General features: G+C 56.7%; 18 protein-coding genes. 8 read left to right on the top strand and 10 right to left on the bottom strand.

Annotated elements, in window-relative coordinates; genetic code table 11:
- Positions 1 to 37 precede the first annotated feature (37 nt).
- From PO881_RS01930 to PO881_RS01920, 3 genes are read right to left on the bottom strand one after another with little or no spacing between them, the layout of a single operon-like run.
- Positions 38 to 853: a carbohydrate ABC transporter permease gene (locus PO881_RS01930; RefSeq protein ID WP_280172863.1), complete on the bottom strand. Its 816-nt coding sequence runs from the start codon at positions 851 to 853 to the stop codon at positions 38 to 40.
- Entirely contained in the window at positions 853 to 1,725 is an 873-nt protein-coding gene (locus PO881_RS01925; protein WP_280172367.1) for a sugar ABC transporter permease, read from the bottom strand. The genes PO881_RS01930 and PO881_RS01925 overlap by 1 nt, the downstream gene beginning before the upstream one ends.
- Before the next feature lie 59 nt (positions 1,726 to 1,784).
- Positions 1,785 to 3,128, bottom strand: a complete 1,344-nt coding sequence (locus PO881_RS01920) for an extracellular solute-binding protein (protein ID WP_280172366.1) — start codon at positions 3,126 to 3,128, stop codon at positions 1,785 to 1,787.
- A 528-nt stretch (positions 3,129 to 3,656) separates the two neighbouring features.
- Between PO881_RS01920 and PO881_RS01915 the strand changes: the two genes are divergently transcribed.
- Together PO881_RS01915 and ugpC are read left to right on the top strand one after the other, a co-directional pair.
- Positions 3,657 to 4,256, top strand: coding sequence for a GNAT family N-acetyltransferase (locus PO881_RS01915; RefSeq protein WP_192412624.1), 600 nt, complete (start codon positions 3,657 to 3,659; stop codon positions 4,254 to 4,256).
- 13 nt (positions 4,257 to 4,269) lie between these two features.
- A complete protein-coding gene (ugpC, locus tag PO881_RS01910; protein ID WP_280172365.1) occupies positions 4,270 to 5,361 on the top strand; it encodes a sn-glycerol-3-phosphate ABC transporter ATP-binding protein UgpC in 1,092 nt (363 codons plus the stop codon).
- A gap of 80 nt (positions 5,362 to 5,441) precedes the next feature.
- Here ugpC and PO881_RS01905 read toward each other — a convergent pair whose 3' ends face one another.
- Together PO881_RS01905 and PO881_RS01900 are read right to left on the bottom strand one after the other, a co-directional pair.
- Complete coding sequence (locus tag PO881_RS01905) at positions 5,442 to 6,566, bottom strand: ROK family transcriptional regulator (RefSeq protein WP_280172364.1); 1,125 nt, start codon at positions 6,564 to 6,566, stop codon at positions 5,442 to 5,444.
- 18 nt (positions 6,567 to 6,584) lie between these two features.
- Positions 6,585 to 7,463 (bottom strand): BadF/BadG/BcrA/BcrD ATPase family protein, encoded by an 879-nt coding sequence (locus PO881_RS01900; RefSeq protein ID WP_280172363.1) that lies wholly within the window; start codon positions 7,461 to 7,463, stop codon positions 6,585 to 6,587.
- Positions 7,464 to 7,730: 267 nt separating this feature from the next.
- Between PO881_RS01900 and PO881_RS01895 the strand changes: the two genes are divergently transcribed.
- Complete coding sequence (locus PO881_RS01895; RefSeq protein ID WP_280172362.1) at positions 7,731 to 8,891, top strand: Gfo/Idh/MocA family oxidoreductase; 1,161 nt, start codon at positions 7,731 to 7,733, stop codon at positions 8,889 to 8,891.
- A gap of 64 nt (positions 8,892 to 8,955) precedes the next feature.
- Here the strand turns inward: PO881_RS01895 and PO881_RS01890 are convergent, their stop codons facing one another.
- Positions 8,956 to 10,194, bottom strand: a complete 1,239-nt coding sequence (locus tag PO881_RS01890; protein ID WP_280172361.1) for an MFS transporter — start codon at positions 10,192 to 10,194, stop codon at positions 8,956 to 8,958.
- Between the two features lie 419 nt (positions 10,195 to 10,613).
- On the opposite strand from PO881_RS01890, the gene PO881_RS01885 reads away from it, so the two are divergent.
- Positions 10,614 to 11,213, top strand: coding sequence for a hypothetical protein (locus PO881_RS01885; protein ID WP_192235952.1), 600 nt, complete (start codon positions 10,614 to 10,616; stop codon positions 11,211 to 11,213).
- Between the two features lie 284 nt (positions 11,214 to 11,497).
- Positions 11,498 to 13,888, top strand: a complete 2,391-nt coding sequence (locus tag PO881_RS01880) for a glucose/quinate/shikimate family membrane-bound PQQ-dependent dehydrogenase (protein ID WP_217550018.1) — start codon at positions 11,498 to 11,500, stop codon at positions 13,886 to 13,888.
- Positions 13,889 to 13,968: 80 nt separating this feature from the next.
- On the opposite strand, the gene PO881_RS01875 is transcribed toward PO881_RS01880, so the two are convergent.
- The 3 genes from PO881_RS01875 to PO881_RS01865 form a co-directional block, all read right to left on the bottom strand.
- Entirely contained in the window at positions 13,969 to 15,180 is a 1,212-nt protein-coding gene (locus tag PO881_RS01875; protein WP_277974416.1) for an MFS transporter, read from the bottom strand.
- Between the two features lie 112 nt (positions 15,181 to 15,292).
- A complete protein-coding gene (locus tag PO881_RS01870; protein ID WP_137384993.1) occupies positions 15,293 to 16,183 on the bottom strand; it encodes a LysR family transcriptional regulator in 891 nt (296 codons plus the stop codon).
- Positions 16,184 to 16,258: 75 nt separating this feature from the next.
- Complete coding sequence (locus tag PO881_RS01865) at positions 16,259 to 16,624, bottom strand: helix-turn-helix domain-containing protein (protein ID WP_008105596.1); 366 nt, start codon at positions 16,622 to 16,624, stop codon at positions 16,259 to 16,261.
- Positions 16,625 to 16,789: 165 nt separating this feature from the next.
- Here PO881_RS01865 and PO881_RS01860 point away from each other — a divergent pair, with 165 nt between their 5' ends.
- From PO881_RS01860 to PO881_RS01850, 3 genes are all read left to right on the top strand, one after another.
- Complete coding sequence (locus PO881_RS01860) at positions 16,790 to 17,449, top strand: response regulator transcription factor (protein ID WP_008105599.1); 660 nt, start codon at positions 16,790 to 16,792, stop codon at positions 17,447 to 17,449.
- A complete protein-coding gene (locus tag PO881_RS01855) occupies positions 17,446 to 18,804 on the top strand; it encodes an ATP-binding protein (protein ID WP_137384992.1) in 1,359 nt (452 codons plus the stop codon). Before PO881_RS01860 ends, PO881_RS01855 begins: the two co-directional genes overlap by 4 nt.
- Positions 18,805 to 19,192: 388 nt before the next feature.
- The gene (locus PO881_RS01850; protein ID WP_101762354.1) at positions 19,193 to 20,059 is read left to right on the top strand and encodes a nucleoside-specific channel-forming protein Tsx; all 867 of its coding nucleotides are present in this window, start codon (positions 19,193 to 19,195) and stop codon (positions 20,057 to 20,059) included.
- 122 nt (positions 20,060 to 20,181) lie between these two features.
- Here the strand turns inward: PO881_RS01850 and yjdN are convergent, their stop codons facing one another.
- Positions 20,182 to 20,613: a VOC family metalloprotein YjdN gene (gene yjdN, locus PO881_RS01845; RefSeq protein ID WP_280172360.1), complete on the bottom strand. Its 432-nt coding sequence runs from the start codon at positions 20,611 to 20,613 to the stop codon at positions 20,182 to 20,184.
- Between the last annotated feature and the right edge of the window lie 73 nt (positions 20,614 to 20,686).

The following is a 20,686-nucleotide window of genomic DNA, read 5'->3' as shown; positions in this document are numbered from 1 at the left end:
CCGCATGACCAAAACCTTTTGCTGGTGGACAAGATGGTTATTTCACCGCGCCTTCGGTGACGCCGCTGATAAATTTGCGCTGGAACACCAGGAACACCGCTACCAGCGGCAGGATGACAATCATCGCGCCCGCCATCAGCACCGGGATATCGATGGTGTTTTTGTTCTGGAAAAACATCATGCCGATCGGCAAGGTGCGCAGCTCATCTTTATTCACCAGAATCAGCGGGATAAGGAACTCGTTCCACGTCCAGATAAACAGCAGCAGCGCCAGCGTGGACAGCGTTGGCCAAATCGCCGGCACCAGCAGGCCCCAAAGAATTTTGCGGCGTGATGCACCATCCATCACCGCCGCTTCCATCAGCTCGCGCGGCACCTGCTGCAACGCGGTGGCAATCATCAGCGTGGTAAACGGCAGCGACAAGGCGATTTGCGGCAGAATCAGCGCCAGATAGGTGTTGGTGAGGCCCATCCAGCGCAGCTCGTGATAGAGCGGAATAATAAAGGCTTCACTCGGTAGCACCATGCCAAGACCCAGCAGCGCGGCAACCACCGTTTTGCCGGGGATCTTCAGCCAGGCAAAACCGAATCCCGCCAGAATGCCGAGCAGGATGCTGCAGATCACCACCGGAATCACCACCAGCACCGAGTTCATGAAGTAGACGTTGAAATGTCCCTGCTGCCACGCGGTGATGTAGTTTTTAAAATTGAGCGACGAGGGCAAGGTAAACACGCCCTGAAATAGCTCCATCTGGGTTTTGAACGAGGTCATCAGCGCCATTAAAAACGGCAGGATGGTCATCAACGCGACAATCCAGATCAGCGCGCGTGAGACAGTTGGCGTGCCGCGCATCAGTGACGCTCCCGTAGACATAGATGAATTAACCCGTTGATCATTAACACAATCAGCATACTGAACACCGCCACGGCGGAGGCATAGCCGAAGTAGTGCAGGTCAAAGCCCTGCTTATACATAAAGATGTTGGTCACCATAGTGGACGTGCCCGGCCCGCCTTGCGTCATCACGTAAACCAGATCGAAGGCTTTCAAGCTGGCGATCACCGTCAGCAGCAGCGCGATACGCAGTTCCGGACGCAGCGACGGCAGCGTAATGCGCATAAATTTCTGCCGGCGTGATGAACCATCGAGATCGGCCGCTTCCAACAGCGACGGATCCATGCGTTGCAAGCCCGCCATAAACAGCACCAGGCAGAAACCGAAGAAGTACCAGGTGGCGACAAAGCCGACCGCGGGTAGCGCCCAGGTAAAATCACCCAGCCACGACTTCGCCAGCTGCGGCAAACCCACGGCGCGCAGGAACTGATCGATAGGGCCAAACGCCGGGTTATACAGCCAGCGCCACACCACGCCGAGCACCGCCATCGGCATGATGTACGGCAGGAAGAAGAGAATACGCAGCAAGCTACGCTCTTTGTTATTGCGCGTCTCATACAGGAAGCTGCACAGCAGCAGTCCAACGCCAATCGGAAACAGCGTGTAGAACAGCATCAGCAAGGCATTATTGCCAAGCGCCACCCAGAACACCGGATCCTGGAACATGCGCAGATAGTTACCCATGCCGATGAAAATCGGCCACGAGGTGCCGTCCCATTCGGTGAAGCTGATCCCTAATGAGGCCAACAGCGGCATCAGCAGAAACACCGCATACACCAGCACCGCGGGCAGAAGATAGAGCGCATTGCGCCAGGCAGATTTATTCAGCATAACCGTACTCGCTTGCGGGCCTGTTCGCGGCCCGGCCACTTACGCCGGGCCGTACGTCATCAGTGCTTGAGGGTTTTCAGGTAACGTTGATAGTTGTTATCGAAGTTGATCACCATCTGGTCGGCGGTTTGACGTCCCGCCAGCAGCAGCTGCACATTCTGATTCAGCTCAGCGTTCATGGTTGGCGTGGCCCAGTCGAGATAATGGCCGAGACCATCGTTGTCATTTAGCGTCACCCACACCTGATACGCTTCCGCCAGCAGCGGGTTATCCGCCGGAATCTGCGCATTTTTGCTGGTGCCGGCCGGCAGGAAGCCCACTTTCAGCCAGCGGTTCGCCATCTCATCTGAGACGATGTAATCGATGAACTTCGCTGCGGCATCCTGCTGCGCTTTGTCTTTGGCGGTGCTGGTGATGGAGAACGCCAGATCGGTGCCACCCACCATCAGCGGATGCTGCACGCCCTCGCCCGCTGGCATCGCAGCGAAGTGCAGATCTTTGTTGTCTTTAAACTGGCCGAGATACCAGGTTCCGCTCACCAGGAACGCTGCCTGACCATTCTGGAACAGGGTCGCCGCATCGTCATGCCCAATGCCCTGGAAGCCGGTGAACAGATAGCCTTTGTCGTTCCAGCCCTTCATCATATTGGCGGCTTTCACCAGCTTGTCGTCTTTGAACGTGCCGCCCACGTCGTAAATCAGATCGTCGAGTTTTTTCCGGTCGCTGCTCTCAATCTGCGCTTCCCACAAGGTGCTGAGCAGCTGCTGGCCCATGTTGCCGTCGAGCAGGCCGAGCATCATCGGCGGTGTACCGGCGGCTTTGAGTTTCTCCATCGCCTGTTCGAGTTCTGGCAGGGTTTTAGGCACCGCGACACCGGCTTTATCCAGCAGCGCTTTGTTGTAGTACAAACCCACCATCTCGCCGAGGCTCGCCACGCCGTAGAGTTTGCCGCTGCCGAAATCTTGTTTATCTGACCAGCGGTTACGTTTCAGGATTGAATCCGGGAAGCGCGTGGTCCAGCCGTAAGTTTTGGCGTAATCATCCAGCGGCCACAGCAGCTTGTCTTTCACCAGCGAGCCCATATCGCCGCCGCCCTGATTCACCTGGGCGATTTGCGGGCCGTCACCGGCGGTTAGCGCCAGCTTAAGCGGAATGCGCGTGTCTTCGAAGGAGTGCACCGAACGCTGAATCACAATGTCCGGATTCTTTTGCTGGAACGCTTTTACCGCTTCATCCACCGCTTCGGTCTGCTGCGGATAGTTGTAAATGTCCCACTCATTCAGGGTAACGGCCTGCGCGGCTGCCATGGTCGCACCGAGCAGAATCCCGGCGGAGACCAGACGCGACACCGTGCGCAGTGAACTTTGCAAACGGGAAGGACGATTGGTTGAATCACACATCATGCTCGGTTTCTCCAACAGATGACTGGCATCCCTTCATCTCGACACCTGCGATTCCCGGCAGGTTGATTCAGCAGCGACAACGCACATAATTCATACTTACTTTATGCACAAAAGAAAGTCAAACATCACCACTGCGGAATTTTTGCTCTGTGATACAGTGCAAAGAGTAAGAAGAAAAGCCGCCAGAACAGCAGAGGATGCTGCGATTCAGCGCGCAAACCGGACAGCGTTGCGCAGTAAAGCCTGAGCATCAGTATAAATCACTCAGCCAGGCAAGCTGCTTTAACATACTGATAGAGCATATGAAAATCCTATAGTTATCATCACTGCGATAGGTGAGCGAAAGGCAATGTGCTTTCAATCAGCGCTCATACCGGCGTTGCGCGTGAGTTTGTCAGCCGCCCAGTCATGCTTTGTGGTTATAGTTCGCATCAGCTTTGTGCGCCAGCGCAATTATTACACCTTGAAAACTAAGTCGGCTTTCTTTACCGTAAAATCTGTTCATCTCCTGACCACAGAGGCTCCACCATGACGGCTGAAGGTGTTATTCGTCGCGCCAGCGAGGCAGATTTCCCCGCCTTGTCGCGCATCTGCTTAGAGACCGCCAATGCCGGCACCGATGCCAGCGCGCTCTACTCCGATCCCGCGCTGCCCGGCCTGCGCTTTGTCATTCCCTACGCGCGCTTTGCGCCCGAATTTGCTTATGTGCTGGAACAGCACGGCGAGGTAGTCGGCTACGCGGTCGCCGCGCCCGATACGCGCGCCTTCGAAGCAAAGTTGAATACTGATTGGTGGCCACAGCTGCAACAGCAGTATCGCGATTACGCGCCGCAGGCGCCGCTCGACAGCAAAGTGCTGGAAGCGATTCATCAGCCCGATGCGGCAGCGGATCAGCTGGTGACGCAATGGCCTGCGCATCTGCACATCAATCTGTTACCCGCCGCGCAGCAAGGTGGCTGGGGGCGCAAGCTGATTGAACAGCTGCTACACGATCTGCGTGCCGCGGGCGTGCCGGGCGTTTATCTCGGCGTCAGCCTGCAGAACGAGCAGGTGTGCGGCTTCTATCAGCGCCTTGGCTTCACGCCGATTATGCGCAGCAACGCCATTTATATGGGCCAACTTCTCTGATTCGAGGCATCGCATGACCAGCCTGCATCTGCAAAACGTTAAAAAGTCCTACGAAAATGTAAACGTGATTCATGGCATCGATCTCACCATTAACAGCGGCGAATTCGTGGTGTTTGTCGGCCCTTCCGGCTGCGGGAAATCTACGCTGCTGCGCATGATTGCCGGGCTGGAGGAGATCACCGACGGTAAGTTGCTGATTGAAGGCGCCGATATGACCGATCAGCACGCCACCGAGCGCGGCATCGCCATGGTGTTTCAGTCCTATGCGCTCTACCCGAACATGACGGTGCGCGGCAATCTGGCCTATCCGCTGGAAGTGATGAAGCGCCCGAAAGCGGAAATTGAGCAGGCGATCAAACAGACTGCGGCGCGCCTGCATCTGACAGAATTTCTTGACCGCTTACCGCGCGCGCTGTCCGGCGGACAGCGGCAACGTGTGGCGATTGGCCGCGCGATAATCCGCCATCCGCGCATTTTTCTGTTTGATGAGCCGCTGTCGAACCTCGATGCCGAGCTGCGTTTGCAGATGCGCATTGAGATTGCTCGCCTGCACGCTTCGCTGGGCAACACCATGATCTACGTGACGCACGATCAGCTGGAGGCGATGACGCTGGCGGATCGCATTGTGGTGCTGCGTCAGGGCCGCATTGAGCAAGTCGGCGCGCCGATGGCGCTGTATCGCGATCCCGACAACCTGTTTGTCGCCGGGTTTATTGGCTCGCCGAAGATGAATTTCCTCACTGCCGAAGTGGCAGCGATCGCGCCGGGCGCGGTGCAGTTACGCGTGCCGGCGCTGGGCATTAATCAGCTTACGCTGCCGATCGCCGCGTCGTGCCGCGAAGGGCAGAAAATCACGCTGGGCGTACGTCCAGAGCATTTCCAGCCAGTGAGCAGCAATGAGGATGTCCTGAGTTTCAGCGGCGAGTTGTCGTTTAGCGAGATGCTGGGACACACCAATTATCTCTATCTCGATATCGGCGAAGAGAAGCTGCTGGTGATTGAGGAGCGTAACGTGGCGGAACACGCGATTGGCGAGCGGCTGAGTTATCAGCTGCGTGCTGAGCATTGTTTATTGTTTGATGAGCAGGGTTTGCGACTCAGATAAGGTGTAAAAGCCGCATCTTTTCGTCGCGGCGCGATAAATCGTGCCGCGACAGAATGGGCGGGGATTTATCGCGTGATTCATTATTGCGGTGCGATCTCTTCATCAGCCTGTGCGGCCAACAAATCCAGCAGCTTATTCACCGCAAACCCGGCAGCGCCCTGCGCCCACATGCGGTTGGATTCCGTAAGGAACTGCAGCGGCGTCATGTGCGGCGTCAGCTTCAAACGGTAGGTCTGAAAACTCTGCGTAACGTGGTCGAGCAGAATGCGCGAAGCCATTTGCGGCTCCATCGCCAGATACACCACGTCCGGATCGTAGGCCACCGACAGATTCGCCAGCGACATCCCCAGATGCTGCCCGGCCTCGGCCAGCGCGCTCAGCACCTCCGGCGTTGGACGCACATCGAGATCGCGCAGCGTATGCGGCACCTCTTCTTTGGTGGTGGCCGCCACGCGCTGCAGAATCGCCTGCGACGACGCCACATCCTCCAGCAGACGCTCAGAACCATCGCCCAGCAGCGACACGCCAATCTCCCCAGCTTTGCCGTGACGACCACGATAAAGCTGGCGATCGAGCAGAATCCCCGCGCCGATGCCTTTGCCGAACGTAGCTATCACCGCCGACTGCGCATGACCGAGCTGACCAAACACCAGCGCCGCCATCGCCAGCGCGTTGGCATCATTTTCAATAAATACCGGCAGCGAGAAGCGCTCTTCCAGCAGACGGGCAATCGGCACGTTATCCCAGCCCAGCGCGCGTGACAGCACGCAAACGCCATTGCTGGCATCGACCAAACCCGACAGCGCCAGACCAATCGCCCCAACCTTTTTGCCCTCAACGCCACGCAAAAACTTCGCCAGCGCATCGCCGAGCTGTTTGGGCGTCATCGCGCCGGAAGGAATTTGCTGCTCGCCGATGATGTTGCCGCTGAGATCGGTCAGCACCATCAGGTTGCGTTCGGCATTAAGCTGAATCCCCACCACGCTGGCGTGATCCGGATTGAGGCCGAGCAGCGTTTTGGGCCGCCCCATTGAGACGCGACGTAGCCCCAGCTCCTGCACGATGCCGCCGGTCAGCAGACGATTGGTGGCTTGCGACACCGTCGACATGCTCAGGCCGCTGCGCACTTTGAGATCGGATTGACTAATAGGCGCATTTTCGACAATCAGCCGCAGAATGCGCGCGGTTACGTTGGGAGCGCTCATGAGCCTCTTTATCTGAAGTTAAGCGGGAAGTTTCAGGCTGAACTGCATGGCCAGGCGAAGCGCACCGCTTAGGGCATCGCCCTGCGGCGGCACCAGCAGCGCGGCGATATCCGCCGGTAGCCACGCCTGAATGGGCGCGGCTAGTCCGCCCATCAAGGCCAGCTTGCCGTGGCTGCGCGCCAGCAGCGGCTGCACCATCTGCACGATATCCGCGGCGGATTGCTGCACCAGCGCTGTGCCGTGCACATCGCCCTGCTGCGCGGCAGCGAACACCTCAGGCACCACGCGGCCCCAATCAGCGGGTGTCGCCTGTTTCGACCACATCAGCAGCTGTTCCGGGCTGTTTTGATAGCTTGCCATGATGCGCTGCGTTAACGCCGAGGCGGGCACAATCTCTTCGTGCGCCAGCAGCGCCAGCCGTAGCGCGCGTTGGCCGAGAATCGCACCCGAACCGGCATCTGACAGGGCAAAACCCCAGCCGCCGAGCAGCGTGAAGTGCGTGCCATCCCAGGCCGCGCCCTGGCTGCCGGTGCCAATAATAAACACCGCGCCTGGCGCACCGGCGTGCGCACCGGCACAGGCGATTTCGACATCGGTAAACAGATAGCGCGCCTGACAGCGTGGCTGCCAGCTGGCGAGACGGCTTTGCACCGAGGCGACGTTCGCACCCGCCAAACCGGCGACGATCACCGTGCGGTCGCGCGCTTCAACAGGTAAATTCGCCTGCGTAAACAGATCGTCAATGACCTGATCAATGGCCACGATGGCGGCATCAAACTGCGACCAGACGTTAGCGGGACCGCCTTTGGCTTCCGCCAGCAGGCGTCCGGCGCTGTCGGTCAGGCGTCCACGACAGTGCGTACCACCGCCATCAATACCCAGCATTAGTGATTGCACGCGCTTCCTCCTGCCAGCCCGAAACGGTATGACGCTTATAGATGTGCGAAAGATAGGGGAAAAAAACTTAAATCGCAATAATAAATAAATAGGCAATCCGTATAGTTAATTAAAATAGATATAAATCATATAAATAACAATTTTTCACCAATTGAGATCCGCCACACGGATTGACATTAGTTTTTCTGTCGTAATAAGTTAACGGTCAGATTATCAGCAGCCTGACAGGTCGGGCGGCTCAAAGGCAACGGGCTTCAGGGGTACAACATGAAAGTGGGCATTATTGGTCTGGGCTTTCGGCTTTCCCATGTGGTGAAAGAGTTCAACAAAGCCGACACAGCGTTTTCCGTGGTGGGTTATGTCGATCCGGCTCCGGCGGGATTACCGAATCTGCACAGCTTTGGCATCGACGCGGGCACCGCGTTTGCTAGCGTGGATGCGCTGCTGCAACACGGCGGCTTTGATCTGCTGCTGGTGGGTTCGCCGAACTTTATGCACCTTGAACACATTCGTCAGGGCTTAGCGGCGGGCTACACGGTGTTCACCGAGAAGCCGGTGGTGATCAACGAAGAGCAAACCATGGCGATGGCGCAGCTGGTGCAGCAATATGGTCACGAGCGCATTCTGGTCGGCTTGGTATTGCGTTACTCGCCGCTCTATCGCGACCTGCTCACCGCGCGTGATGAAAATCGCCTCGGCGAAATCACCTCAATTGAAGCCACTGAACACATCAAGCCGTATCACGGTGCGTTCTTCCAGCGCGACTGGCGCCGTCTGGAGAAGTACGCCGGCCCGTATATTCTGGAAAAATGCTGCCACGATATCGATCTTTATCAGGGTCTGGTCGGCGAGCGTCCGGTTCGTGTTGCCAGCTTTGGCGGACGCAAAAACTTCACCCCGCAGCACGCGCCTAAAGGTGCGGTAACAGCGCAGTCAGAGGTGTATCACGTTAAACCGAGCGGCTGGTCGAGTACCGATGCGGTGTTTGACGGCGATGCCGACATCGTCGATTACCAAACCGCGCTGATTGAGTATGCCGGTGGCGCGACCCTCGCCTTCCATGCCAACCTTAACGTACCGGATGAGTTCCGCCGCTTCTGCGTGATGGGCACCGATGGCATGGCCGAAGGTGACTTCGTGCGTAACTACTTCCGCGTGCACAACGCGCGCACCGGTGCGCGCGAAGCGGATACTGAGTATGACGGCAACGCCTATGACGGCCATTACGGCGCAGATGCGCTGATGGCTGAAGAGATTGTGAAACACATTACACAGGGAACGCCGCTGAAGGTTTCAGTGGTGGACGCACTGGAAGCGGGCCTCACTGCGATCAAAATCGATGAAGCGCGAAAATCGAAAACCGTGGTGGATATGACGGAGAGTTGGAAAAAATTTGACGCCAACCTGGGGAAAGCAGCAACCGCGTAAGACACGCGCAATAAATTGCGCCGCTACAATCCGTAGCGGCGCGATTCATCGCGCGATGTTGAAGTTAGGTAACGGTTTCGTTTTCCAGCTTCTGCCGCTTACGCAGATGCGGGAAAATCGCCATCCACACGCCCACCACGATCAGCGTGCCGATGCCGCCAATCGCCGCCGCGGGCACTGCGCCCATCCATGCCGCCAGTAAACCTGACTCAAACTCGCCGAGCTGATTCGAGGTATTAATGAAGATGGCGTTGACCGCATTCACGCGGCCACGCATGTCATCCGGCGTATCGAGTTGCACCAGCGCGCCGCGAATCACCATGCTGACCATATCGAAGCCGCCCAACGCCGCCAGCGCGATCACCGACAGCCACAGCTGCGTGGAGAGCGCGAACACCAGCGTCGCCACGCCAAAACCGGCCACCGAGCCGAACATGATCATGCCGACGTTCTTTTCCAGCTTGTGACGACTCAGCCACACGCCAACCAGCAGCGCACCGACCGACGGCGCGCCGCGCAGGATGCCCAAGCCCCACGGCCCGGTATGCAGGATATCTTGCGCGAAGATCGGCAGCAGCGCGGTGGCCCCGCCCAGCAGCACGGCAAACAGATCGAGTGAAATCACGCCGAGCACATCTTTGCGATCGCGGATAAAGCGCACGCCGGCAAACAGGTTCGGCAGATTCATCGGCAAGCGCGCCTGCGGCGGCCGCTCATAGCGCAGTCGGCTCACCAGCACGATGGAGAACAGATAGAACAGCGCCGAGACGCCATACACCACTTCCGGACCGGCGACATAAAGGAAGCCACCGAGCGTTGGGCCGATAATCACCGCCGCCTGTCCGCCCACCGAACTGGCGGCCATGGCGCGCGCCAGAATCGGTGGCGGCACCAGCGCCGGCAGCATCGAGGTAATCGCTGGCCACTCAAGCGCCTTGGCGACGGAGATCAGAAACACCAATCCCCAAATCTCGATCTTGCCCGCCCAGTTCATCAGCGTGAGCGCAACCAGCCCCAGCAGCGCCAGCCACTCAATAAATTGTCCGAGCAATACGATACGACGACGGTCAAGCTGATCGGCCAGATGCCCGGCGGGCAGCGCCAGCAGTACAGAAGGCAGAAACTGCATCAGACCGATCATGCCGAGCGCCATCGCGCTGTGAGTCAACGCGTAGATTTGCCAGCTGACCGCGACCGAAAACATTTGAAAACCAAACGATGAACAGGTGCGCGCCAGCCAAAAGGCGACAAACGACCTGTGCCGCAGCAATGAATCCTCTGCTGCGGATGCTGGAGAACCCATAGTTTTATCCCATCCTAAACAATTACATCGGTTAGCGTCGTTGCACCAACCTGGTGAAAAGCCACGTTGCGGCTTCCGCTTTATTTTTTCAGGCCACAGAGTGCGGCATCTTACTGAGTCAGGCAATGGCGAGCCGTGCTGTTTAAAAACAGAAGCTTATCCAAAAATTAGCTAAGCATGGAGCTCTTAATATTAGCAGGCTGATGGTTATGAGATGAAAATATCCAAAAGTTTCCCAATATGGCAATAGTCGATTAATTCATCCTGCGTGGCGCCTAATATCTCTCTATCAGTGACAGTTAAAAAAAGGTGATCTTGATAAACAAAACGATCTATATTGACTGTGTTTAGATTTCATTATCCCGCCGTCCTTATAATAATTAAGACGCTCCAGTTAATTAATTTATTCACAGAGATAAATGGAAAACAGTTCTTATAATCCTTATGTTACTGAGCGCATCCATCGCTTCGACGGGGCGCTAGCTGGCGTGTGTTATTCAGCCCCCTTTATGCATTGCGAACAGGAAAACACAGCAATACTTAATGGACGCAACATAATTTCGCTGCATAATCAGTTGCCGGATACACCCGAATTAATAATCATCCCGTTAACGGGAAATAACCTTGTGCGTTTTTTACAGGATCCGGAAATTTATTCCAGCCTGCAGGATGAGAATGTACAGCTGGCAATCAATTATGCCGATTTAGTTCAGCAAGATAGTGCTTTACGTAGGGCCGCAGAGCGTTTCTCATTTTGGCTCTATGATTTGGCACCGCCCGGCACCTGCTGGAAGAATATCGCTGCGTTTCCATTTTGCGGTATTGCGCTGACCGACGAGTTTTTTCACGATAATTATCTCAAGTTCAGCTTTCCTTTTCTGCTGGAATCCTGTCGTGAAAGAGAAGTGGAAGTAATATTACGCACGCCACAGTTAACGTTGCCCGCTGAGCACTATGCGCAACTTAATTTGAGCGGCTGGCAGGAACAACGCACCAGCAGCACGCTGTTTGAAGGGTAAACGTTTACACAATGTGTTGCTCTTAGGTGTTGTGGCCCGATCTAACCGGACATAACACCTTTATTCCCTCATAAAATGTCGCAGTACTTCCCTTCAACGAGTGCAAAGCACTAAAAATATCAAACCCTTTAACGTTTTTAAGATAAAATTTAACGCAAAGGGAACATCTCGCCGCACGGAAAGCGTCGCTCGAACCGTTTCGTTATTTCGTACTCTATGTCGGGAAGCAACCCAACGCGTTGTTTCCTTTTTAGTTTTTAATGGCAAAGAAAGAGGTCAATATTATGGGGAAAGCTTCCTCATCTTTTGGCGTAATCCGTTTTCTCACAGTGCTTTTTGCACTGCTGACGGGCGCGTTTATGCTGGTTGGTGGCGTTTGGTTAGCCGCCATTGGTGGTTCCTGGTACTACGTTATTGGCGGTGTGGTCATGTTGATCACCGCTATTCTGCTGTGGCGCCGTAGCGGCTCAGCATTACTGCTGTACGCATTGCTGCTGTTGGCAACGCTGGTGTGGGGCGTGTGGGAAGTCGGTTTCGACTTCTGGGCGCTGGCACCGCGTACCGATGTGCTGGTGATCTTCGGCATCTGGCTGATTCTGCCGTTTGTGTATCGCGGTCTGAATAATGCCGGCAAAGGCGCTCTGGCGCTGCTGTCAGTGGCGCTGCTTGCCAGCGTACTGGTGCTGGCGTGGGCGGTATTCCACGATCCGCAAGAGCTGAACGGTGAAATTCCAGCGACAGCAGCCAATGCTCCGCAGGCACAGCCGCTGAGCAACATCGCTGATGCTGACTGGCCGGCGTATGCGCGTGACCAGCAAGGCACCCGCTTCTCCCCGCTGAAGCAGATCAACACCGGTAACGTTAAAGAGCTGCAGGTTGCCTGGCAGTTCCAGACCGGCGATTTGAAGACGCCAAACGATCCGGGCGAAATCACCGATGAAGTCACGCCAATCAAAATCCGTGACACCCTGTATCTCTGCTCACCGCACCAGATTCTGTTTGCGCTGGATGCCAAAACCGGTAAGCAGAAGTGGAAATTTGATCCGGGCCTGAAGCCGAATCCAACCTTCCAGCACGTGACCTGCCGTGGCGTTTCTTACCACGAAGTGCCTGCTGCGGCCGATGCGGCCAATACCCAACCTGCGCTGTGCTCACGCCGCATTTACCTGCCGGTGAATGATGGCCGCATGTTCGCGCTGGATGCGGAAACCGGTGAACGTTGTGCTGCCTTTGGCAACAACGGTGAACTGGATCTGCAGCACAAGCAGCCGGTATTGACGCCAGGCCAGTATGAGCCGACGTCGCCGCCGGTCATCACCGACACCACCATCGTGGTCGCGGGTGCGGTCACCGATAACTACTCTACCCGTGAGCCGTCAGGCGCCATCCGTGGCTTCGACGTTAACACCGGTAAACTGCTGTGGGTGTTCGATCCGGGTGCCAAAGATCCAAACGCGATTCCAGCGGATGAACACAGCTTCACCATGAATTCACCGAACTCATGGGCACCGGCGGTGTACGATCCGAAACTGGATATCGTTTACCTGCCGATGGGTGTGTCAACGCCAGATATCTGGGGCGGCAACCGCACACCAGAGCAGGAACGTTATGCAAGCAGCGTACTGGCGCTGAACGCCACCACCGGTAAACTGGTGTGGTCGTATCAGACCGTGCATCACGACCTGTGGGATATGGACCTGCCGTCGCAGCCGACGCTGGCCGATATCACGACTAAAGATGGCAAAACCGTACCGGTGATTTATGCACCGGCGAAAACCGGTAACATCTTTGTCCTGGATCGTCGTACCGGTGAGCCGGTTGTCCCTGCGCCGGAAACTCCGGTTCCACAGGGTGCCGCTAAAGGTGACCACGTTGCGCCTACTCAGCCGTACTCCGAACTGACCTTCCGTCCGAAACAGAATCTGACGGACAAGGACATGTGGGGCGCGACGATGTACGACCAGCTGGTGTGCCGCGTGATCTTCAAGCGTCTGCGCTATGAAGGTCCGTTCACCCCGCCGTCTGAGCAAGGTACGCTGGTGTTCCCAGGCAACCTTGGCATGTTCGAATGGGGCGGTATCGCAGTTGACCCACATCGTCAGATTGCGATTGCTAACCCAATGGCGCTGCCGTTTGTGTCGAAGCTGGTTCCGCGCGGTCCGGGCAACCCGATCGAGCCACCGGCTGACGACAAAGGCGGTTCAGGCACCGAAACCGGTATCCAGCCACAGTACGGCGTACCGTACGGCGTGGAGCTGAATCCGTTCCTGTCACCGTTTGGTCTGCCATGTAAACAACCGGCGTGGGGCTATGTCTCCGCAGTTGATCTGAAGACCAACGAAACCGTGTGGAAAAAACGCATTGGTACGGTTCGCGATAGCGCGCCAGTGCCACTGCCGTTCAAAATGGGTATGCCAATGCTGGGCGGCCCAATCACCACCGCCGGTAACGTGTTCTTCATTGGTGCCACCGCAGATAACTACCTGCGTGCGTTCGACACCAATACCGGTGAAATGCTGTGGCAGGCACGTCTGCCAGCAGGCGGCCAGGCAACGCCGATGACCTATGAAGTGGATGGCAAGCAGTACGTTGTTATCGCTGCCGGTGGTCACGGTTCGTTTGGCACCAAGCTGGGCGATTATGTGATTGCTTATGCACTGCCTGATGCGAAGTAAGTTTTCGCGTTGAGATAACAAAGCGGGCTTAGGCCCGCTTTTTTTATATGTAACGGTTGCCATGAATGGCGCCCTACATGTTAGGTTTTACGCAGCACTCGCGCGTTCAGCAATGCGCACAGCGCCATGATCACGCAGGTCGCCAGAAACACCGGACGCATACCAAACGCGCCGCCAATAAAGCCGCCGAACAGCGGACCTGAAACCTGGCCGACATACTGCGCCGAGGTTGAATAACCCAGCATCTTGCCCACCTGCGACTGCGGCACGCTGTGACGAATCAGCGCGGTGACGCACGGCATCAATCCACCCAGCGCCATGCCCATCAGAAAACGCAGCACCACCAATTGCCACGCTTCGCGGATAAACGCCTGCGGGATCAGCAGCAGCGCGCAGGCTATCAGCCCATACACCAGCACGCGACCATGCCCGACGCGATCGGCCAGCCGTCCCAGACGCGGCGCGGAAATAATGCTGCCGAGCGCAGCGGCGGCCATCACCAATCCGGCGGTGACGGTGATGGCGTGATCGCCGTTAACAAACTGGCCGATATACAGCGTGATGATCGGCTCAATCGACATATTGGCGAAAATCAGCAGCATGCCCGACAGCAACATTAGCCGCACCACGGGCAAATTGAGTGACTTCGCATCGTCAGCAATCTTCTGTGGGGTTTTCTTGCCAGAGGATCGCGGCACCTCTTTCAGCAAAAAGGTGGTTGCGAGGAAGGCGAGGAAAATCACCGCGCCGGTCAGCCAGAAGGTGTGACGAATGCCAATCAGCGGCGGCAATACGCCGCCCAGCAGCGGCCCCACCACGTTGCCGGCCATAATGCCGGATGACAACACGCCGAGCGCCCAGCCGGTTTGTTCTTTCGGCGTTTGCGCCGCCACCAGAATGGTCGATCCCGAGGCGTAGCCGCCGAGCAAACCCGCCAGCAAACGCAGCGCCACCAGCTGCCACGGCGCGGTGGCCATACCAATCAGCGACATGGCAATCGCCATGCCGAGGCTGGCGCGGATCAGCATCAGTTTGCGGCCATAGCGATCGGCCAGTTTGCCCCATAACGGCGCGGTCAGGGCGGCGCTGAGGAAGGTGGCGCCGTAGGCCGCACCCGACCAGCGCGCAATCGCCGCCGGTTCCTGCACGCCAAGTTGCTGCACATAGAGCGGCAGAAACGGCAACAGCAGCGTCATCGCCACAATGGTGCTGAACGAACCCAGCACGCAGACACATAAATTTCGCTTCCAGTGTTGCTGTTCGGGCGCTAACGCGAGTGGAGGTTGCTGCATGGTAATATCCCTGTTTTTTGCTTTTTTAGCAGGCTAACAGTGACGCTGCGCAGAAAACAGAGTAGCGCGGATAATTGCCAGGCGGCGCAGCATTGTTGCCAGATAACAACAATTACGCTGTGCCAAGGGTGTTGATTAACGCATCGCACAGTAAGGTGACCGGCGAAGAGGGTTGCGGCTGCTCTTTCAGCAACAGATAGCTGTGCAGGCGATCCATTTGCCAATCTGATAGCACCTGCTGGATTTCGCCGCGCGCTAAGGCATCTTGCGTCATATAAGCGGGCAGATAAGCGATGCCGGTGCCCGCCAGTGCGGCATTAAGCAGCGCCATGCTGTTGTTGGCGCGGAAACGGCTGTGCACATCCAGCGCCAGGCGCTGTTTATCACGGCGAAACGGCAGCGCGGCGGTGTGCGCGGGGCCGTGAAACAGCAGCAAGTCGTGGCGCATCAGGCGGTCGGGATGATCGATGGGCGCATGCGCCGCCAGATAATCTGGCGTGGCGTACAAGCCCCAATCAATGCTAGCGAGTTCACGATAATTGGCCGCGTCGGGCGCACGCGCGCGGATCACAATCGCCACGTCGGCGCTGGGTTGCGGGTCATCGCTGGTGGTGAGGTCGAGATCGACGTTGATGTGAATATGGCGGCGAATAAAGTCATTCAGCGTCGGCACCACGCACTGACAGCCGTAGGTGATCGGCGCCTGCAAGCGCACGTTGCCTGCGGGAAGTTGATGTACCTGCTGCACAAAGGCGTCGGCGCGATGCATCTCTTCCAGCATGCGCACGCAGAACGGATAGTAGGCCTGGCCGAGCTCCGTCAGCACCACTTTGCGCGTAGTGCGCTGCAACAGCTTGATGCCGAGGCGCACTTCCAGCCGCGCCACTTCACGGCTGACGTGCGATTTGGAGACGCCTAAGGTGCGTGCGGCTTCGCTAAAGCTTTGCCGTTCCACGACGCGTGCAAACAGCATCATGGCGGAGAGATTGTCGCTGTTATCCATGTTCTCTGGCAGTTAAGAGAGTGAGAACAGCAGCTTACAACAAATCTCCGAGCCCGGTCGCCATGAATGGTGCCCCTACGCAACGGCCAATGGGAACAATAAACGATCCGGCTCAACGCGACGCTGGCGGCGCAGCTGGCCTGGCGTCACCATGAAGTAGTTTTTGAAGGTGCGAGTATAAGCCTGCTGCGTATCGAAGCCGTAACTCATCGCCACCTGCAAAATCGCCTCATCGCTGTTAATCAGCGTCAGCGCAGATTCGGTTAACCGGCGCTGGCGAATGTACTCGGCCAGCGAAAAACCGGTGTGCTGACGGAACAGACGTTGCAGATGCCAGCGGGAGTATCCCGAGCGGCGTGCGACTTCATCCAGATGCAGATCGTGCCCTAAGTTATTCTCTATCCAGTCCAGCAAACTACGGATAAATTCGCGCTGATTCATGGGATTCTCCTGCGTTGGCAATATGTCCAGTGCCGCCACAATAGCGCGTTAAATTTATCCCTTAATTAGCAGAAAATTAGCGCAGAATTAGCAAGCGGGAAAACGGGTATAATTCTGGCCTAATTATCTGTCGCTACACTGCGTTCAGTTAAGTTGGAGGGCATCATGCGTGTGCTGCTGGTAGAAGATGACGAAATGATTGGCGCGAATCTGCAGCAAGCGCTGGAAGCGGCAGGTTGGTCGGTGGATTGGGTACGCGACGGCGTGTATGCCAGCAATGCCTGGGCTGAAGGCGGCTATACCTGCGTGTTACTGGATCTGGGCTTACCGCGTGAAGATGGCCTGCAGGTGCTGCGTCGTGCGCGCACGCGCGGTGACATGACGCCGGTGCTGGTGCTCACCGCCCGCGATACCGTGCAGCAACGTATTCAGGGATTGGACAGCGGCGCGGACGACTATTTGCTGAAACCCTTTGATCTGCAAGAAGTGCTGGCGCGTATGCGTGCCATTACCCGCCGTCGCCACGGTGCAGCAGATTCTCTGCTCGGCAGCGGTGATGTGCAAATCGACATCATGACGCGCGAGGTGCTGTACAAAGGCCAGCGCGAACAGCTCACCGCACGTGAATATGCCCTGCTCTACGCCTTGCTGGAGCGGCCGGGCGCCATTCTTTCGCGCGAACAGTTAGAAAACCGCATTTACGGCTGGGGCGAAGAGGTCAGCAGCAACGCGGTGGATGTGCTGATCCACGGAATGCGTCGCAAACTGGATAACGAAGTGATCCGCAACGTGCGCGGACTTGGCTGGCGGGTACCGGCAATATGAAACCTTTCACCTTTATGCGCTCGCTGCGTAACAAGCTGCTCGCCACGCTGGTGATTCTGCATCTGGCGATGATTGGCGGCGTCACCTGGTATTTCTATCACTGCTACGGCGACATGATGGGCACCATGAAAGACGACCAGCTCGCCAAGATCGCCGATGCGTGGGCCAGCAGCCAACGTATGCCGGCCCTAATGCCAATGGTGATGCATGAAGAGAAACTGAAAAGCACCTATATCGTTCAGCTGTGGGACGAAAGCAATCATCTGCGCGCCAGCTCCTGGCCGGGCCTGCATGCGCCATTGCAGCTGAAAAAAGGCTGGACCGATTTGAAAGTCGGAGACTGTGGCGACGACTGCGAATGGCGTGTTTACACGCGGCCCGGCGAGCTGGGCAGTGAAATTGGCAACATTCAGGTGCTACACAATATCGGCTACATGAAAAGTATCATGGTCAAGCGAGCGCTCTCCGCCATCATTCCGCTGGTGCTGATGATGCCGCTCTCACTGATTGTGATATGGCTGGTGGTGCGCGCTATTACGCGCGATTTACGCGTGGCGTCGCGCCATATCGCAGCACAGGAAACCCTGCATCCGCATAGCGTTTCACCTGATGGTTTACCGGATGAAGTGCTGCCGCTGGTGGCAGCTTACAACGCCTTGCTGGATCGACTGCGCGCGGCATGGTCATCGCAGCGCCAGTTCCTTGAAGATGCGGCGCATGAGCTGCGCACGCCGGTCACCGCCGTGACCTTGCAGCTGGAGAATCTGCGGCAACATATTCAACCCGGTGAAGCCAGCCGCCAGTTTGACCAGCTGGAAGCGGGCGTGACGCGCACGCGCCATCTGGTGACGCAGCTGCTGAATATCTCGCGTCAGGAAGATCAATCGGTGGTCGCCACAGTGGAAAGCATCGAACTGGACGACCTGCTGAAAGAGAGCATTGAGCAGCTGATGGTGGTGGCGGATAAGCGCGGCATCGATATCGGCTTCAACGGCACCACACACTATCGCCTGCACGCCAGCCGCTCCGATCTGCGCAGCCTGTTCGATAACCTGATTGGCAATGCGATGCTGCATACGCCGGAAGGCAGTTTGGTCGATGTGCTGCTGCATCGCGTCGGCAATCACACCGTGGTGGATATCGTCGATAACGGTCCCGGCATGGCGGAATCCTTTATCGAGCGCGCCTTTGACCGCTTCACCCGTTCGCCGGATGTGCAGGCGCAAGGCAGCGGACTGGGCTTATCGATTGTGCGCAGCGTAGCGCAGAAACATCAGATGCAGGTTGCGCTGTCGAACCGCCACGATCCGCAGGGCCAGATTGCCGGCCTGCAGGTGCGCGTGACATTGCCATAAACTTCACCGTGCCGTAGCGGCGCAATTTATTGCGCAAAGTTGCTATGGGCACGGTGCGACATCAAAACAACGCGATAAATCGCGCCGCTACATCCTTTCCCTACATCAATAACTTTCCCTGCTGAACGCGACACGTAAACGGTTGCGGGGTTCCGTTCGCTACACGGGGTTAATGTGATAGCGATCACATTTCCAGTGAATCAAACTGCAACACTTTTTGACAAACGTGACCAAAATCTATTTTCTATGCCTCTGTTACAGGCACATTACGCAAGCTTGAAAATCTGGCGATGCAGACCGGATACGACAACTCACTGCCCATCCCCTGGGATCAATTTCACCCGATCGCGGCGACGGCCCGGCGATCAAAAGCATGTGGTTAACAATAATGAAATATAAAGCGTTGATAGCAGGGGCCTTATTGGCCAGCAGCTGGACTGGTGCGGCACAAGCAGCAGACAGCGATCCGCAGTACGTTTCTGACTGGTGGCATCAGAGCGTGAACGTGGTGGGCAGTTACCACACCCGTTTTGGACCCCAGTTCAACAACGACGTGTACCTGGAATATGAAGCCTTTGCCAAAAAGGATTGGTTCGATTTCTATGGCTACCTCGATCTGACCAACTTCTTCGGCGTGGGCAACAGCAACGCTAACGGCGTGTTCGACCACGGTTCGCCGATGTTCATGGAAATTGAGCCACGTTTCTCCATCGATAAGCTGACCGGCACCGATCTCTCTTTTGGTCCGTTTAAAGAGTGGTACTTCGCTAACAACTACATCTATGACATGGGTCGCAACAGCGATAACCGTCAGAACACCTGGTACATGGGTCTTGGCACCGACATCGATACGCACAGCGATATCGGCCTGTCGCTGAACGTTTACGCTAAATACCAGTGGGAAAACTACGGTGCGGCGAACGAAAACAGCTGGGATGGTTATCGCTTTAAGGTGAAATACTTTGTGCCGATTACCGATCTGTGGGGCGGCAAGCTGAGCTATATCGGCTTCACCAACTTCGACTGGGGTTCAGATCTGCGTGATAAGTCCGATCGTTCACGCACCAGCAACTCGATTGCGTCCAGCCACATTCTGTCGCTGAACTACGATCACTGGCATGTTTCTACCGTGGCGCGTTATTTCCACAACGGCGGCCAGTGGGCTGACGGCCAGGAGCTGAACTTCGGTAACGGTCCATTTGAAGTGAAATCAACCGGTTGGGGTTACTATTTGGTGGTGGGTTACAACTTCTAAGTTGTTGGTTTCCCTCACCCCGGCCCTCTCCCGCAAGCGGGCGAGGGAGTAAATAGGCTCGATCTGTTCCCTCTCCCACCTGTGGGAGAGGGTTAGGGTGAGGGCCAGCGCGCACCCTCTACTCAAATCTGCGGCTTATACGCATTCACCATCCACGGCACGCCGAACTTATCGGTCAACATACCAAAGCCATTGGCCCAAAACGTCGGTGCCCAGCTTTTCGTCACCTCACCGCCCACTGACAACGCATCAAACCAACGCTTGCCCTGCGCCTCATCCGGCGTGGATAAACTCACGGCAAAACCGCCATACGCCGCCTGCGGTGCGCCGTCACTCATCATCAATTCACCCTGCCCGATACGCAGATGGGCATGCATGATCTGCTCCGGCGAAAAGCTCACGCCCGAGATACAACCTTCATCCTCCACCGGCGTTTCATCCGGCATATCGCCATAGGTCATCTTGAACAGCAGCTCGCCGTCGGTGGCATCGAGGTAGAAGGCAATCGCCTCTTCGCAGCGACCGCTGTAAAACACATACGGGGTAACTTGCATGGTCTGTTCTCCATAAAGGGAATGTCCACTGCAAGTGTAGTGCGCATTATTTAATCGGTTGCGAGCCGGGCCG

The sequence above is a fragment of the Pantoea sp. SS70 genome (genome assembly GCF_029866845.1).
Classification (GTDB): domain Bacteria; phylum Pseudomonadota; class Gammaproteobacteria; order Enterobacterales; family Enterobacteriaceae; genus Pantoea; species Pantoea leporis.
This window is presented reverse-complemented; position numbering and strand designations above follow the sequence as displayed.

Excerpts from the sequence above, each read along its gene's own strand:
- PO881_RS01865 (WP_008105596.1), bottom strand. The coding sequence starts at position 16,624 with ATGAATCAGCGCGAATTTATCCGTAGTTTGCTGGACTGGATAGAGAAT.
- PO881_RS01890 (WP_280172361.1), bottom strand. The coding sequence starts at position 10,194 with ATGGGTTCTCCAGCATCCGCAGCAGAGGATTCATTGCTGCGGCACAGG.
- PO881_RS01855 (WP_137384992.1), top strand. The coding sequence starts at position 17,446 with ATGAAACCTTTCACCTTTATGCGCTCGCTGCGTAACAAGCTGCTCGCC.
- PO881_RS01880 (WP_217550018.1), top strand. The coding sequence starts at position 11,498 with ATGGGGAAAGCTTCCTCATCTTTTGGCGTAATCCGTTTTCTCACAGTG.
- PO881_RS01885 (WP_192235952.1), top strand. The coding sequence starts at position 10,614 with ATGGAAAACAGTTCTTATAATCCTTATGTTACTGAGCGCATCCATCGC.
- PO881_RS01905 (WP_280172364.1), bottom strand. The coding sequence starts at position 6,566 with ATGAGCGCTCCCAACGTAACCGCGCGCATTCTGCGGCTGATTGTCGAA.
- PO881_RS01850 (WP_101762354.1), top strand. The coding sequence starts at position 19,193 with ATGAAATATAAAGCGTTGATAGCAGGGGCCTTATTGGCCAGCAGCTGG.
- PO881_RS01925 (WP_280172367.1), bottom strand. The coding sequence starts at position 1,725 with ATGCTGAATAAATCTGCCTGGCGCAATGCGCTCTATCTTCTGCCCGCG.
- PO881_RS01860 (WP_008105599.1), top strand. The coding sequence starts at position 16,790 with ATGCGTGTGCTGCTGGTAGAAGATGACGAAATGATTGGCGCGAATCTG.
- PO881_RS01870 (WP_137384993.1), bottom strand. The coding sequence starts at position 16,183 with ATGGATAACAGCGACAATCTCTCCGCCATGATGCTGTTTGCACGCGTC.
- PO881_RS01915 (WP_192412624.1), top strand. The coding sequence starts at position 3,657 with ATGACGGCTGAAGGTGTTATTCGTCGCGCCAGCGAGGCAGATTTCCCC.
- ugpC (WP_280172365.1), top strand. The coding sequence starts at position 4,270 with ATGACCAGCCTGCATCTGCAAAACGTTAAAAAGTCCTACGAAAATGTA.
- PO881_RS01895 (WP_280172362.1), top strand. The coding sequence starts at position 7,731 with ATGAAAGTGGGCATTATTGGTCTGGGCTTTCGGCTTTCCCATGTGGTG.
- yjdN (WP_280172360.1), bottom strand. The coding sequence starts at position 20,613 with ATGCAAGTTACCCCGTATGTGTTTTACAGCGGTCGCTGCGAAGAGGCG.
- PO881_RS01920 (WP_280172366.1), bottom strand. The coding sequence starts at position 3,128 with ATGATGTGTGATTCAACCAATCGTCCTTCCCGTTTGCAAAGTTCACTG.
- PO881_RS01930 (WP_280172863.1), bottom strand. The coding sequence starts at position 853 with ATGCGCGGCACGCCAACTGTCTCACGCGCGCTGATCTGGATTGTCGCG.
- PO881_RS01875 (WP_277974416.1), bottom strand. The coding sequence starts at position 15,180 with ATGCAGCAACCTCCACTCGCGTTAGCGCCCGAACAGCAACACTGGAAG.